At 65.7% G+C, this 13,645-nt stretch carries 16 protein-coding genes; 11 read left to right on the forward strand and 5 right to left on the reverse strand.

The window, feature by feature from the left end; translation table 11 throughout:
- The first annotated feature begins 136 nt into the window (after nt 1-136).
- The 3 genes from ACIBJI_RS32885 (at nt 137) to ACIBJI_RS32895 (ending at nt 3,044) form a co-directional block, all read left to right on the forward strand.
- Complete coding sequence (locus ACIBJI_RS32885) at nt 137-967, forward strand: class I SAM-dependent methyltransferase (protein WP_397087203.1); 831 nt, start codon at nt 137-139, stop codon at nt 965-967.
- Nucleotides 968-973: 6 nt separating this feature from the next.
- Nucleotides 974-1,594 (forward strand): TetR/AcrR family transcriptional regulator, encoded by a 621-nt coding sequence (locus ACIBJI_RS32890; protein WP_397087205.1) that lies wholly within the window; start codon nt 974-976, stop codon nt 1,592-1,594.
- Between the two features lie 427 nt (nt 1,595-2,021).
- Nucleotides 2,022-3,044, forward strand: a complete 1,023-nt coding sequence (locus ACIBJI_RS32895; protein WP_396956936.1) for an NADP-dependent oxidoreductase — start codon at nt 2,022-2,024, stop codon at nt 3,042-3,044.
- Between the two features lie 121 nt (nt 3,045-3,165).
- Here the strand turns inward: ACIBJI_RS32895 and ACIBJI_RS32900 are convergent, their stop codons facing one another.
- Nucleotides 3,166-3,444, reverse strand: a complete 279-nt coding sequence (locus ACIBJI_RS32900; protein WP_397087207.1) for a hypothetical protein — start codon at nt 3,442-3,444, stop codon at nt 3,166-3,168.
- A gap of 193 nt (nt 3,445-3,637) precedes the next feature.
- Nucleotides 3,638-3,829, reverse strand: a complete 192-nt coding sequence (locus tag ACIBJI_RS32905; RefSeq protein WP_397087209.1) for a hydroxyisourate hydrolase — start codon at nt 3,827-3,829, stop codon at nt 3,638-3,640.
- A 164-nt stretch (nt 3,830-3,993) separates the two neighbouring features.
- Here ACIBJI_RS32905 and ACIBJI_RS32910 point away from each other — a divergent pair, with 164 nt between their 5' ends.
- A complete protein-coding gene (locus ACIBJI_RS32910; protein ID WP_397087211.1) occupies nt 3,994-4,683 on the forward strand; it encodes a hypothetical protein in 690 nt (229 codons plus the stop codon).
- A gap of 5 nt (nt 4,684-4,688) precedes the next feature.
- Entirely contained in the window at nt 4,689-5,204 is a 516-nt protein-coding gene (locus ACIBJI_RS32915) for an HAD domain-containing protein (RefSeq protein WP_396956931.1), read from the forward strand.
- 301 nt (nt 5,205-5,505) lie between these two features.
- Here the strand turns inward: ACIBJI_RS32915 and ACIBJI_RS32920 are convergent, their stop codons facing one another.
- Both ACIBJI_RS32920 and ACIBJI_RS32925 read right to left on the reverse strand, forming a co-directional pair.
- The gene (locus ACIBJI_RS32920; protein ID WP_397087239.1) at nt 5,506-5,703 is read right to left on the reverse strand and encodes a hypothetical protein; all 198 of its coding nucleotides are present in this window, start codon (nt 5,701-5,703) and stop codon (nt 5,506-5,508) included.
- Nucleotides 5,704-5,800: 97 nt separating this feature from the next.
- On the reverse strand, nt 5,801-6,886 hold the full coding sequence (locus tag ACIBJI_RS32925; RefSeq protein WP_364352978.1) for a sulfite oxidase: 1,086 nt from the start codon (nt 6,884-6,886) through the stop codon (nt 5,801-5,803).
- Nucleotides 6,887-7,253: 367 nt separating this feature from the next.
- Here ACIBJI_RS32925 and ACIBJI_RS32930 point away from each other — a divergent pair, with 367 nt between their 5' ends.
- From ACIBJI_RS32930 to ACIBJI_RS32955, 6 genes are all read left to right on the forward strand, one after another.
- Complete coding sequence (locus ACIBJI_RS32930; protein ID WP_364352767.1) at nt 7,254-7,529, forward strand: hypothetical protein; 276 nt, start codon at nt 7,254-7,256, stop codon at nt 7,527-7,529.
- Entirely contained in the window at nt 7,526-8,638 is a 1,113-nt protein-coding gene (tal, locus tag ACIBJI_RS32935; RefSeq protein WP_397087213.1) for a transaldolase, read from the forward strand. Before ACIBJI_RS32930 ends, tal begins: the two co-directional genes overlap by 4 nt.
- A gap of 14 nt (nt 8,639-8,652) precedes the next feature.
- Complete coding sequence (locus ACIBJI_RS32940) at nt 8,653-9,036, forward strand: DUF488 domain-containing protein (protein WP_397087215.1); 384 nt, start codon at nt 8,653-8,655, stop codon at nt 9,034-9,036.
- 254 nt (nt 9,037-9,290) lie between these two features.
- A complete protein-coding gene (locus tag ACIBJI_RS32945; protein ID WP_364352758.1) occupies nt 9,291-10,814 on the forward strand; it encodes a helix-turn-helix domain-containing protein in 1,524 nt (507 codons plus the stop codon).
- A 355-nt stretch (nt 10,815-11,169) separates the two neighbouring features.
- Nucleotides 11,170-11,688, forward strand: coding sequence for a GreA/GreB family elongation factor (locus ACIBJI_RS32950; protein WP_364352755.1), 519 nt, complete (start codon nt 11,170-11,172; stop codon nt 11,686-11,688).
- Between the two features lie 25 nt (nt 11,689-11,713).
- A complete protein-coding gene (locus tag ACIBJI_RS32955) occupies nt 11,714-12,304 on the forward strand; it encodes a CBS domain-containing protein (protein ID WP_364352752.1) in 591 nt (196 codons plus the stop codon).
- 157 nt (nt 12,305-12,461) lie between these two features.
- Here ACIBJI_RS32955 and ACIBJI_RS32960 read toward each other — a convergent pair whose 3' ends face one another.
- On the reverse strand, nt 12,462-13,643 hold the full coding sequence (locus ACIBJI_RS32960) for a cation:proton antiporter (protein WP_364352749.1): 1,182 nt from the start codon (nt 13,641-13,643) through the stop codon (nt 12,462-12,464).
- Nucleotides 13,644-13,645: the final 2 nt, after the last annotated feature.

Raw genomic sequence — 13,645 nt, forward strand, 5'->3', positions numbered from 1 at the left:
GAGATCATCGCCCGCACTTCGCGATTGGTGCACTGGTGAACAAGGCCAGCGCCGGTTGACTCGGTGGCCGCTCCGGAGCATTATGAACATAAGTTCATGAATGTGTGTTCATAATGCATGTGAGGAGATCGATGCAATGACCGATATCGTCAACACCGCCCAGTCCGAGGCCTGGAACGGATACGAGGGTGATCACTGGGCCGCGAACTACGACCGATACGACGCGGTCAACAGTGGATTCAACGAGCCGCTACTGGCCGCGGCCGAGGTGGGCGCGGGAGACCGAGTGCTCGAGATCGGCTGCGGTAACGGACAATTGACGCGGCTGGCGGCGGGGCGCGCGGCCGCGGTGACCGGGATCGACCTGTCGGGGCCGATGCTGGCCCGGGCGCGGGAACGCGCTCTCGCCGAGGGGGTCGGCACCGTGTCCTTCGCGCAGGGCGACGCGCAGGTCCATCCGTTCCCGGACGCGGAATTCGACGTGGCGCTCAGCCGGTTCGGCATCATGTTCTTCGCCGACCCGGTAGCGGCCTTCGCCAACATCGCCCGCGCGTTGCGGCCCGGTGGTCGGCTCGCGTTCGTGTCCATGCCGCCGCTGGCCGACTCGGACATCGGGGTCGTGTTCGGGGCGGCAGCGGTGCACCTGCCGGGCTTCGAGATCGGGCACGGCTTCAGCGGATTCGCCGATCCCGACGCGGTGCGGGAGTTGCTCTCCGCCGCGGGTTTCACCGCGGTCCGGGCGCAGCACATCGTCGCCGACAGCATCTGGGGCCGCGACATCGCCGACGCCGCCGAGTTCATCATGGACTGGGGCCCGGTACGGTATCACCGAGGCAGGCACGACTTCGCTACCGACGACCGGGTACGGACCGCGATCGCCGGTGCGCTGGAACCATTCGCCCGTCCCGCCGGTGTGCATCTGAATGCCACCGCCTGGCTGGTCACCGCGGTGACGCCGCTACCGTAGGGTCGTATGTCACCGAGAAAGGCGGCGGTCCTGCGCGATCGCGACGATTCCGACCTGCGCGAGCATCTGATCGCGACGGCCGAGCGGTTGCTCGCCGAGCAGGGCGGCGCGGGCCTGACCGTGCGTGCGATCGCGCGGGCCGCCGGGGTCGCCGACGGTGTGCTCTACAACCACTTCGCCGACAAGGAGGAACTGCTGGCGGCCGCGCTGCGCGCCCACGTCGACGCCGTGCATCGCGGACTGCCGCCGCTGCCCGCGCCGGGTACCACCTCGGTGGCCGACAACCTGACCGCCTACCTGCAGCAGGGGCTGGCCCTGCACCGCGCCATCCTCCCGGTCATGGTCGGCCTGCTCGCCCAGCCCGCGATTCTGGCGAAATTCGGTGCGGCCCAAGGCCGCGAACGCGATTGGCGCGACGTACTGGCCGACTACCTGCACGCCGAACGCGATCTCGGGCGCCTGGCCCCCGACGCGGATCTCGACGCCACCGTCACCATCCTGGTCGGGATCTGCCACGACGAGGTGCTGGCAGCGCTCCTTCCCGGCGGTGCCCGCCGAACGTCCCCGGTTTCGGCGGCGTCGGTGATCACCACACTGCTGACCGGCATCGGAATGGAATCGTTCTGACCGTCCGTGCGCAAACCACGGCATTCCGGAGGCTGACCGACCTGGGTCGGCAGACTCGAGACATCCGATAACGGGCTTCGAGGGTGCGGTGGCCAATTCCAGATCCGCACGCGTGCAGCGGAACGGAGGGTATCGGCCAATTCATCAACCGATTCGGAGCTGCTGACAGTGCGAGTATGAACGAATTGGATGCGGGCGACCTGCGTCCTGGGCTGTTCGGCGCCACCAACGTACTGTCACTCCGTTCCCTACGGGAGACGGCGGTCTCCTGTCCTCGAAGGGAACGTCCTGTATTGCCGTTGGTTGAGCGGTCGTCACGGTGAGATCGACTGCGCCGCAGGATGTCCGGTAGTGCCGAGTTTCGTATGAGTTGACCGGGACGATAAATGGTTCGAAGGCGATGTGGACGGTGAACTAGCATCGCCCGGTGGCGGATGTGGTGAATCGGCAGTGGGTCGTACGGCGGCGGCCGGAGGGCGCTTTGCGTGACGAGGATTTCGAGCTGCGAACGGGGCCTGTGCCGGTTCCGGGGCCGGGGGAAGCCCTGGTCAGGGTGCACTCCCTGGGTATTGATCCCACCCAGCGTGGCTGGCTCAACGAGGCCGACAATTACATCGACGCCGTACCGGTCGGCGCGGTGATGCGTGGTAGCGGTGTCGGCGAGGTGGTCCGCTCGAATGATCCGCGCTATCCGGTCGGAAGCTGGGTTGCGGGAATGGTGGGGTGGCAGGACTACGCTAGGGCGTCCGAAAGCGGATTGTTCGGGCTGAACGTGATTCCCGACGGTGTGCCGCCCACGCTCATGCTGAGCCTGTTCGGAGCACCTGGCCTGACCGCGTACTTCGGCCTGACGGACGTCGGTCGCCCTGAGCCGGGTCAGACGGTGCTGGTATCGGCCGCAGCCGGCGTGACCGGATCCATCGCGGGCCAGATCGCGAAAGCGTTAGGGTGCACGGTTATCGGGATCGCGGGCGGCCCGCGCAAATGCTCGTGGATCACCGATTGTGCGGGCTTGCACGCCGCCATCGATTACAAGCACGACGACGTCGACGCCTGTTTGACCCGCTTGGCCCCGAACGGCATCGACGTCTTCTTCGACGGTGTCGGTGGTCATATCCTCGAATGTGGTCTGGCGCACCTCGCACGCCACGCTCGTGTCGTGCTGGCCGGAGCCATCTCGTCCGGCTATCAAGGCTCCGACCCTTCACACGGCCCACGGAACTACATGCGCCTGGCCCTCGATCGAGCACGCATGGAAGGCTTCATCTTCCTCGACTATGTGGACCGATTCCCAGAAGCCTTCACAGCCTTGCGCGACTGGCACGACCAGGGAAACATTACGATCGCCGAAACCGTAAGCAGCGGACTGGAATCCGCACCGAGCGCGTTGCGCGCGGTCTTCGAGGGCGGCAACCTCGGCAAGCAGTTGGTCCAGATCGTGCAACCGTGATGCCACCATCGCGACAGTCGGCCATCAGCGATCGCGACGGACGAGCTGGGCGTGCCTGACGGCCGAACATCCGCCCATGGCAAAGTCGGTCTGCCACACCCGGTTCCGGTCCGTGGGCGGGTCATGGAACACCTTGCGCCGCAACATGGCCCACGACTTGCGGTCGGCGCGATATCCCCGCGGCGGCAGCAGCCCGCGACGCCGCAGCGCCCGCTCCACTGTCGACGTGGACAACTTCATAGCCGTCGGCGCGCATCAACGCCGCGATCTTGCGATGCCCCCACACCGGCCACTCCTCGGCACGCTTCGCCGCGATCGGCTCGAACCGCTCCACCGTCGACGCCGGCCACGGCCCCCGCGACGGGTCACCGCCGCGCGCAACCAGGACAGCTGTATCCATGTGTTCCCTGCGGGCATCGGTGACTGTGGTGACGGAACGTGAACGTCGCCGCATGAATATTTCTGACACGTCGACCGCTTTTCCGGTTGGCCGTGAGACTTCGTGGGCGGCCAGGGCGGTGCGGCGATCGTGACGACGGTCCCTGGAAGTGTCACCGTGGGTGTCGGCATGGGCATGGGCATGGGCTTGCGCGTCACCGTATTCGTCGGCGTGGATTGGGCTTGGACAGGGGCTCCGCTGGCGACAACAGCAACGGCACGTGACAGTGCCGTTCGTCGGCGACGGTGAAGGCAATGGTGACCTCAGGGTAGAAGGTCGCGACCCGCTCGACGGCTGGGCTGCGCGGGGCGAATGGCTCGCAACGGGCGGCCCAACCTTTCGGCATGCGTGGTGGTTGTTTCCTGTAAGGAGGTCGATGCCAATGACTTTCACTGGAGGTGCGCCGATGAACAGTGGCCGAACCGAGCAGGGGCGGACATGGTCGCGACGTTGCGCGGGATCGTGTGGGGGTGGGTTGTGAGGCTCCGTCGACTGCCGTACGGAGGATCCTTGTGTGGGCGTTCTCTTCCGCAGTGGATCGTCGTCGCGCTCGGTCTGGGTGTGCTTGTCATAGCGCTCGCCTCCGCCGCTGGCCCATACCGGCAGACCCGGGAGTTCCGGGCGGCCGTGGGGTGCGGGGCGAGTGCGGGCGACTGTTTGGCCAGTGAGCGGGGTTCCATTGCGGAGCGGCGCACCTACACCACGACGACGACGGAGACCGACTCCAACGGCCACATGAGCACGACCACGACCACCCACTACGAGGTCACCTGGCAGCGGACCGACGGGTCCCGGCAGACCTGCGAGGTGTCGTCGAGCTTCTACGGTAAGGCACGGGAGGGACAACCGGCCACACTGCGACTCTGGCGCGGGGAGGTCGTCGGCGTGGAGGTGACGGACGGGAGCGAGTGGTTCCTGCCGAAGTCCGGTAAGACGCTCGGCTACTGGCTGTTCCTGGCCTTTTTCGGCCTCGGTGTTCTGCTGTGGGGACTGTTGTTCGGCTGGTGGGACGGGTTGTTCATGCTCGCCTTCCGTACGTTCGCCTGGATGTTCATCGGCTTCGTGCCGGTAGGTATGACGACGGATGCCTTGGCCTACGGCCTGCGGCCCGGGGTCGGTCTCGGCATAGAGATCGCGTTAGGCGTCTTGTGCATCGGCGTCGCCGGTTGGATACTGATCGGCTCGCTCGACGGCAGGTGATGCGGGTGAGCGACCGCACGGCCCTCCCCCTACTTTTCCTGGATATCGACGGACCGCTGCTGCCGATCGGCGGGGATCCACGCCCGCGACCCCCGATTCCGGATCCGGAGTGGCACTTCGCGGGGCTGAAACGCGCGGCCGGGCTTGCGCTTTCGGCGCTGCCGTGTGTGCTCGTCTGGGCGACTGCGTGGGAAGAGGAGGCGAATACGGAGATCGCGACGCGGATCGGACTACCGCCGCTGCCGCGGGTCGCGTGGTCGCGGTCCACCGACGAACGTCAATATCGAGAAGACCGGCGGATCGGCTTGCACTGGAAGACACGAAATCTGGTGGACTGGGCGGCCGGACGCCCATTCGCCTGGATCGATGACGAGATCACCGATGCCGACCGGCACTGGGTGAGCGCGAACCATCCCGGGCATGCTCTGCTCCACCTCGTCGATGCCGTCCGCGGTCTCGATGACGCAGATCTCGTCGCGATCGGGGACTGGCTGCGAACGGTCCGGAATCAGCAGCCGTGACGCTCAGCTCCCCCCCGTACGGCGAATACGAGAACGGTGACAGCGGCAGCGGTCCGTGACACTGCCGTTCGTCAGCGACGGTGAAGGCGATGGTGACCTCCGGCTAGAAGGTCGCGACCCGCTGCGCTGCGAAATAGTCGCCGGTGCCGAATCGCAATCGCTAGGGACGCAGCGGCGGTGTTTGCTGATCCAGGCCGATGGGTCGGCCGCGCGGCGGGGGTGCCAGTGGTTCTGGCCCTTTTCCGACGGCCCCCTCCGAACCAGCCGTGCCCGATTTCCGTGGCGGCTTGCTCTCCAGTGCTCATCGTGGCCTGCCAGTTGGGCATGCGGCGTGGCAGGCGCGGCAGACGAGGCGGGTCTTGCCGCGACGAGCCGCCATCTGCTTGACCCAATCCGGTTGTGATTTCCGGCTTTTCGGGTTGAGGTCCTTCAATGCTCTCGAGTGGTGGACCTCGACCTTGTGGGTGGAGCCGCATCGTTCGCAAGCGCGACTACGAATCCCGCCCCGGCCACCACAAAGCCATGATCTGCATCGCCATGATCGCCGTCATGTCACGCCGCTTCGCCCGCATCTAACACAGTTGTCAGACGCTCACTTACAGGATCGTCAGTTTGATGTGGGCCCAGGCGTTGTTGCCGTATCCGCGGGGATTCCATATGGATGCTGGGCATTCGGGTTGTGTGGCTCCGGCATCGTCCCAGGCGCGAGCGGTGATGTTGAGTGGCCCGGGTCGCATGTCGACGGTCAGTGACCACGGCCGCCACGCCCACCGGCTGGGTGCGGGGTGCAGGTCGGCCTGCCGCCAGCTGCGGCCGTCGTCGACGGAGACGTCGACCCGTTCGATGCCGTGGCCGTCGCCGGCGATTGCCCATCCACGAACGGTACGGGAGCCACGCGGAATCTGATCGCCCTCGGTGGGCACGAGGATGTCGCAGTTGAGCGCCAGCGACGATAGCGAGATGCCCTCGCCCGGTGCGACCGCCTCTGGGTCGGCCTCGGGCGGAAGAATACGGTAGTCGAAGGCCTGAAAATAGTTCTGTGATGGCATGGATTGCACGGTGAGGGCGGTGACCCATTTGACGCTGCGAGCCCCGATGTAGCCAGGCACCACCACACGCACCGGGCCACCGTGAGCGCGCGGAAGTGGCTGAGAATTCATCTGCCAGGCCAACAACACCTCCTCGCGGAGCGCCTTGGACAGCGGGATGGAGCTGCCGTAGGACTGGACCGGCCGGGCCTCTTGGGCCACGTCGGGCGCAGCGAATGCGACGTGCAGACGGTCATCGTGGTCCACCCCGGCCGCCTGCAGCACATCGGCCAGCCTGGGCCCGACCCACTCGGCGGTCGAGATCGCGCCGTGCTCCCATGGCTCCTTGCCGGGGATCGGGCGCACCGCCAGCAGTTCAGCGCGCCGGTTGCCGGCACACGCCAGCGTCGCTACCACGCTGTGTTGCTCAAAACCGGTCGTCAGTTGGTCGTAGGTCACGGTGAGCGGATTGTCCACCCGGCCATCGACGCCCAACCGCCACTGCTCGGTGGGGATGTCGGGGAATGGACCGTGATTGCGCGCATAGAACGCGTCCACCGCGGTGATTTCGCTGCTCGCCAGCACCGATGGCGGCGGCTCGGCGTTGAACGGCAGCCGTCCCCGCACAATCATGTCCTTGCGCTTACCCCACATCTCACCGCCCCGCCAACGAGTAGTCGCGGACTGCGACTTCAATCCTATCGCCGGTTGAAGGGGATCTGCTGGGGTCGGCAGCCCGCAGAATCGCCAGGATCCCACCCAGGGTGTCGGCGCCTTCCTCACATCGAGCGCCCGCTGCCATCCTGGGCCTGCCGATACCGCCTGAACCCATGATGTGCTCGCCCAACGCAAATCGTAAAAGTTTGGTCGGTCGGGCGCGTACCGTTCGATATGTGGCAAGGGCCCGGCCGCGGTGACCGGTGACCGGTGCTCGGCAGCGTCCGCGCGGCCCGGCCGCGGTGCTGTCCCCGCTGAGACTCCGCAGGCGCAATCGGTGAGATGAACAACCGCTGGAGGGCTTATGACGCCCGTCGAGGCTAATGGTCTGGTCGTGAGGCCGTATCCGCGCAGGGTCGGCCTCGAGAGCTCCTACATCGTCGAGTTCGTCACGACGACCGATCCCAAGCAGTTGGGGATCATGTCTCTGTTCACGTCGTTTTCGTTTTTCTTCGGCAGCGGGTTGATGGCGTTTTTGCTGCGTGCGGAACTCGGCCGTCCCGGGTTGCAGAAGGGCGATCCCCCCGCTCGGTCCCCTTGCGGACTCCACGTGTCTTCCGGGCAGGAGCAGCAGCGATGAACAGATTGGTTCGGCTCTACACCGAACACGGTCAAAGCCCGTGGCTGGACAACCTCACCCGTCCCTACCTGCGTGACGGTGTTCTCGCGGCAATGGTGGCCGATGGGATCCGTGGCGTGACGGCCAACCCGACGATCTTCGCTCGCGCCATCGAAGCCTCCGACGCATACGACGACCAGTTCGCCGCCCTCATCGCCGCGGGCTCCACCGTCGAAGACGCCTATTGGGAGTTGGTCGTCGATGACGTCCTCGATGCGGCGACCGTCCTGCGACCGACCTACGACGCCTCCAGCGGTACCGACGGATTCGTCTCTGTCGAGGTCGCACCGGAACTGGCTGATGACACCGACGCAACAATCGCTGCGGCGCGCATGCTGCACCAGCGGGTCGCCCGCCCGAACGTGTTCGTGAAAATCCCGGCCACGGCCGCAGGAATACCGGCGATAACGGCGATGATCGCCGAAGGCGTCGGTATCAACATCACCCTGATCTTTTCCCTGGCCCGCTACCAGCAGGTGATCGAGGCCTTCCTGCAAGGCCTGGAGACGTTCACCGCACACGGCGGCGACCCCGCCACCGTCCACAGCGTCGCGTCGTTCTTCGTCAGCCGCGTCGACACCGAAGTCGACCACCGTCTCGAACACGTCGGCACCACCGACGCGCTCGCGCTGCGGGGGCGAGCCGCGATCGCGCAAGCCCAACTCGCCTACCAGATCTTCCGCGACAGCTTCACCGGCCCACGATGGGACTACCTTGCCGCTCACGGCGCGCACCCGCAGAAGCCGCTGTGGGCCTCGACGTCCACCAAGAATCCCGCCTACCCCGACACGAAATACGTCGACCGTCTCATCGGCCCCGACACCATCAACACACTGACCGAAACCACCATCGCGGCCTTCCTGGACCACGGCACGCTCACCCGCAGCGTTGACACCGAAGGCGCACCTCAGGCAGCCGCCGGGGTCATGCGTGAGCTTGCCTCCCTCGGAGTCGACATGGACGATGTCGGTCGCGCCCTCGAAACCAAAGGAGTCGCCAGTTTCCACGCCTCCTTCGCCGATGTGCTGACCGCACTACACACCAAAACCCGCCAACTCGAGCAGCGATAAACCGGGGATCGATGATGTCGACTCGACACGATGTGCAAATCCGCAGAATCTATGACGACCCGACCTCGCATGACGGCACCCGTGTCCTGGTAGACCGGCTCTGGCCCCGCGGCGTCAGCAAAACCAGGGCCCACCTCGACGAATGGTGCAAACAGATCGCTCCATCCACCGAACTGCGCAGATGGTACGGCCACGACCCGGAACTCTTCGACGAATTCGCCCGCCGCTACCGCGACGAACTGACCGAACCCGAGCGCGTCGAAGCGCTCGCCCACCTGCGCGAACTGGCAGGCCAGAACAAACTCACATTGCTCACCGGCACCAAGAACACCGACATCAGCGAAGCAGCCGTACTTGCCGATATCGTCGCACGAACGGGCAGATCCCCCAGAAAGTGACAGGCTACGACGCGACCCAGGTTGGCTGCGGAAACGCAGCCACGCCATACGTATCGCCGACGTCTACAGGTAGAGGCTATGTCGCACAGGGCGCGGCAGTGGGAATCTCATCTCGTCGATGCGAAGCGGGTCGCCGACTCGCGCTGGTGTTCATTTCGATGGACCGCTCGACGAAATGGTCCGACTTCCTTGTCCGCGAACTTCTGTCGTCCGCCTGATTGCACTGCACCTCTGGTTCGACACAGGAGCGGCTCATGGTGACGTTGGACCGGTTGGCGAACGTACTGGGTGGCTATGGGATCCGTTTGCGGTTGTGTTCGGTTCCACGGTCCACCCAATTGCGGAGTGTGGTGATCCACGGGGCCGATCAGGACCCCACGGAAGTGGGTGATGTGCTGCTGGGGATCGGGGCACGCTCAGTGTCGGAGGTGGTGGACTGGGCGGTGTCGGCGCGGGCTGTTGTCGCGCTCGTCCGTGGGGGTGAGCAGACCGCGGACGAGCCGGAGATCGAGGGGGTGGCGGTGATGGTGGTCGATCCTGCGGTGACCTGGAGCGAGGTGGCTGCGGTGGTCTATGGAATGGTGCTGGAAGGCCGCGAGACCGAGGCCGGTCGCGGCCCGACCGATTTGTTCGCCTTGGCCGACAGTCTGGCCGACGCGGTCGGGGGTGCGGTGACGATCGAGGACCGCCGGTCTCGGGTGCTGGCGTATTCGAGGCCGCAGCAGCACCTCGACCCCGCACGGGTCGAGACGATCCTGAGCCGGGAAATGCCGCAGTGGTTGCGGGACTTGTTCGACGCGCGTGGTGTCTTCGCACATTTGGCGGCCTCGGAGGAACCGTTGTTCGTTCCCGCGCAGGAAGAACATAGTGTGACGGGGCGGATGGTCGTGGCCGTGCGCGTGGGCCGGCAATTGCTGGGCTCGGTATGGGTGTCGTGCCCGGCACCGTTGCACGGGGCTCGACGGATCGCCTTGGCCGACGGCGCGCACACGGTGGCCCTGCATCTGTTGCGGTCGCGGGCCAGCGCGGACCTGGAACGTCAGGTGGAATCCGAACTGGTGATCAGTTTGCTGGAGGGCGCCGCGGACGCGGCGACGGTGGCCAGCAGGCTGGGGTTGGCGCCGGAGACTTTACGGGCGATCGCGCTGCGCGCACGAATCGCCGACGAGCAGCACGCCGCGCTGCTCCAGGTTTTCGAGCGAGCGACAACCGGATTCGGCTGGTCCCGTTCGAGCCGCAGCGCCTTGGTCGGTGACACCATCTACACCGTGCTGCCCGCCGATCAGGCGGCGACCGCACGACGCTGGATAAGCGAGCTACAGGCGGCGCTGCCTGCGCAGATAACGGTTCTGGCCGGCATCAGTGGTGTCGCCCGGGCCACGGAATTGGCGTTGGCACGCCGAGAGGCCGACGAATGTCTGGCGCTGCACGAGGCCCGCTCAGCGGATGCGGTGCCCCCCGCCTATGACGAGTCGTGGGACGAGATCCTGCTGCAACGGTTGCGCGCCGCGGGGCTTTCTGAACGTATCCCCGCACGGGGGCCGGTGTCGCAGTTGCGCCGCCACGACCGCGCAAACTCCACCGAGTACGTGGCAACGCTGCGCGCCTGGTTGCATGCCCAAGGCGACCCCGCCCAGGCGGGCGCGCAGCTCGGCGTGCACGAGAACACTGTCCGTAACCGTCTGCGCAAGATGGCAGAGGTGACCAACCTCGGCTTGGACGACCCCCGCAAACGACTCGCCATGATGATCGAACTCGCCGTCACCGACAACGACTGACCGTGCTGTGCCATCGCCACAAATCTCGACCCCGCGATTGTCGGATCAGCGCAACTGATCGCCTCGACAACCACGCCATCATGGAGTTGACAGGAACGCCGCAGGTAGCAGGAGCGACATGGTGAGCATCGATCGGCCCGATAACCGACCATAAGCCAGCCAGTCGCCGAAGACGCAGCTACGGACCGGACACGCCGCGCGAATCGATTCGGCACGAGCACCGCGAGAGCCGTGGATCCCGGGACTCAGACCCGGCCCGACATCAGGGCCTGCGCGTTGTCAGGGGCGGCACCGCCGCCTTGGCCCGCCCCTGACGACAAACTCCAACCCGTCTTATAAGGAAGGACACAAACACGTGACCAGCACCGCAGCTGTCTGGATGACATCTCGAGCCCGTAATCGGCTTCAGACCGAATTGCAGGAACTGCTCGCCCGACGCGACATCGAGCCCGATGGGGACAGTGACGATTACGCACGCAACCAGGCTCTACAGTCCGCGCGCCAGGCACGCATCGGCCGGATCCACCATCTGCTCAGCAACGCCCTCATCGGTCGCAACCCGCCCGACGACGGTATCGCCGAGCCCGGCATGGTCTTGACCGTCCGCTACGACGACACCAAACAGGTCGAGACGTTCCTGCTCGCAGTACGCGAAGCCGAAGACAACGAAATGGAGGTCTACTCCACGCAATCGCCACTGGGCAGTGCCATCGCCGGAGCGCGACCGGGCGAACGCCGTATCTACGACACACCCAGCGGCGCGACCATCGCGGTGACGCTGCTACACGCGGTCCCCTACGGACTGACGAACCCAGCCCCGGAAAACACGAGAACAGTCCAGCGAAGGATCTGCCCTGTCGTGCCCAACCGGTAGCTAGCCCTGAACGGAGTTGAACGGAATGAAGAACATGCGGGTATGCGAGGTCATGCAACGACCGATCATCGCGGTGCGGCACAACAACACGGCACGCGAGGCGGCGCTGATGCTCGCCGAACTGGGCTACGCTGCGTTGCCCGTTCTCGACCAGGACGATCGCCTCATCGGGGTAGTGACCAGCGGTGACCTCTTGCGGGCCGGCGAACTCAACGACCCGGTCAGTGCGGTGATGACCACACCAGCGATCTCGGTCCCCGATAACGCGGCACTGGCCGAGGTCATGGGCAGGCTGGTAACGCACGGACTGCGCAGTGTGCCAGTCGTTGATGCCGAGGGCCGCGTGATCGGCATGTTCAGCCGTGGCGACGCGTTGCGAATCATGCTCACCCCCGATGACGCACTCGCCGCCGGTGCACAAAACCTCCTCGATCAATACACCGGCGCACGGCGCTGGCACGTCACCGTCGATGAAGGCGACGCCACCATCTCCGGCCGGTTCGCCGACGAATCCGAACGGCGAATCACCGTCGCCCTCACCCGCACGGTGCCCGGCATCCGCACCGCGACCATCGCGACCAAACCGGTTGCCGCGGCCGCCGCAGCCGTGCACTAACCCGCAACCGCAACAGTCCGAATCCAACCTTGACGCAAACGACGTGACGCCACATTGATGGATTCAGGACTGCAGCACCGAACGTGGACAGATTGTGGCACTACGCCATCCGCGCCGGGCTCATCGAACCCTGACCACCACACCAGCCCGCACAGGATCAGGTTGTCGGCACCTTTCGCCGGTCGGCCCACACCATGATCGGCTCCACCACTCGCGCTGCGATCGGACCGAGCACCGCCATCAACAACACATACGTGGTCGCCATCGCTGCGAACTCGGCTGGTAGCGCGCCGGCGGTGACAGCGAGACCGGCGATCACGATCGAGAACTCACCGTGGGCGACCAGCGCGGTTCCCGCGCGTGCCCGCCCGTACCTGGCTACCCCGGCCTGCTTGGCCGCCCACCATCCGGTCGCGATCTTCGTCGCCACCGTCGCCACCGCCAGCACACACGCCCAGCCCAGCACCGGAGGGATACTGGCAGGATCGGTACTCAACCCGAAGAGCACGAAGAACAACGCCGCGAATAGGTCCCGCAGTGGTTCGAGGAGTTTGGTGGCGTTGTGGGCGGTCGAGCCCGAGATCGCGATTCCGAGCAAGAACGCACCCACCGCCGCGGACACCTGCACCGCGGAGGCGACACCGGCCACCAGTAGCGCGGAGCCGAGGAGTTGCAGCAGGAAGATCTCGCGGTCCTCACTGTCGACCAGCATCGACACGTATCTGCCGTACCGCAATGCGACGATGAGTACGATCATGACCGCTGCCAGTGCGATACCCAGGGTCTCGAGTCCGGCGAGGAATCCGAGTCCGGCCAGGACCGCGGTCAGCACTGGCAGATATCCGGCCATCACCAAGTCTTCGAACACCAGGATCGACAGGATCGTCGGGGTTTCCCGGTTACCGAGGCGACCGAGATCGTTGAGAACTTTCGCGACGATGCCGGAGGAGGAGATGTAGGTGACACCGGCCATGGCGATCGCGCCGGTGATACCCCATCCGAGCATCAGGGCGACCATCACACCAGGGGTGGCGTTGAGCACGATGTCGAGAACACCGGCGGCCCAGGATCTTCGCATGCCGGTGACCAGTTCGGCGGCACTGTATTCGAGGCCGAGTAGCAGCAACAGCAGTACTACGCCGATCTCGCTACCCAGGTGGATGAACTCATCGATTTGCCGCAGCTCGACCAGCCCACCGGAGCCGAACACCAGCCCCCCGACCAGATACAGGGGAATCGGTGACAAACCGATCCGTGCGGCGACGCGGCCCAGCAGACCCAAACCGAAAATTACCGCGCCCAGCTGAATCAACGCGAGCGCGGTTTCGTGTGCCACCATCG

It is taken from the genome of Nocardia sp. NPDC050408 (assembly GCF_044458905.1).
Taxonomy (GTDB): Bacteria; Actinomycetota; Actinomycetes; order Mycobacteriales; family Mycobacteriaceae; genus Nocardia.

Bases quoted from the DNA above. Each gene is read 5' to 3' on its own strand.
- ACIBJI_RS32885 (WP_397087203.1), top strand. From the start codon at position 137: ATGACCGATATCGTCAACACCGCCCAGTCCGAGGCCTGGAACGGATAC.
- ACIBJI_RS32890 (WP_397087205.1), top strand. From the start codon at position 974: ATGTCACCGAGAAAGGCGGCGGTCCTGCGCGATCGCGACGATTCCGAC.
- ACIBJI_RS32900 (WP_397087207.1), bottom strand. From the start codon at position 3,444: ATGGATACAGCTGTCCTGGTTGCGCGCGGCGGTGACCCGTCGCGGGGG.
- ACIBJI_RS32905 (WP_397087209.1), bottom strand. From the start codon at position 3,829: ATGCCGAAAGGTTGGGCCGCCCGTTGCGAGCCATTCGCCCCGCGCAGC.
- ACIBJI_RS32925 (WP_364352978.1), bottom strand. From the start codon at position 6,886: ATGTGGGGTAAGCGCAAGGACATGATTGTGCGGGGACGGCTGCCGTTC.
- ACIBJI_RS32930 (WP_364352767.1), top strand. From the start codon at position 7,254: ATGACGCCCGTCGAGGCTAATGGTCTGGTCGTGAGGCCGTATCCGCGC.
- tal (WP_397087213.1), top strand. From the start codon at position 7,526: ATGAACAGATTGGTTCGGCTCTACACCGAACACGGTCAAAGCCCGTGG.
- ACIBJI_RS32940 (WP_397087215.1), top strand. From the start codon at position 8,653: ATGTCGACTCGACACGATGTGCAAATCCGCAGAATCTATGACGACCCG.
- ACIBJI_RS32945 (WP_364352758.1), top strand. From the start codon at position 9,291: ATGGTGACGTTGGACCGGTTGGCGAACGTACTGGGTGGCTATGGGATC.
- ACIBJI_RS32955 (WP_364352752.1), top strand. From the start codon at position 11,714: ATGAAGAACATGCGGGTATGCGAGGTCATGCAACGACCGATCATCGCG.
- ACIBJI_RS32960 (WP_364352749.1), bottom strand. From the start codon at position 13,643: ATGGTGGCACACGAAACCGCGCTCGCGTTGATTCAGCTGGGCGCGGTA.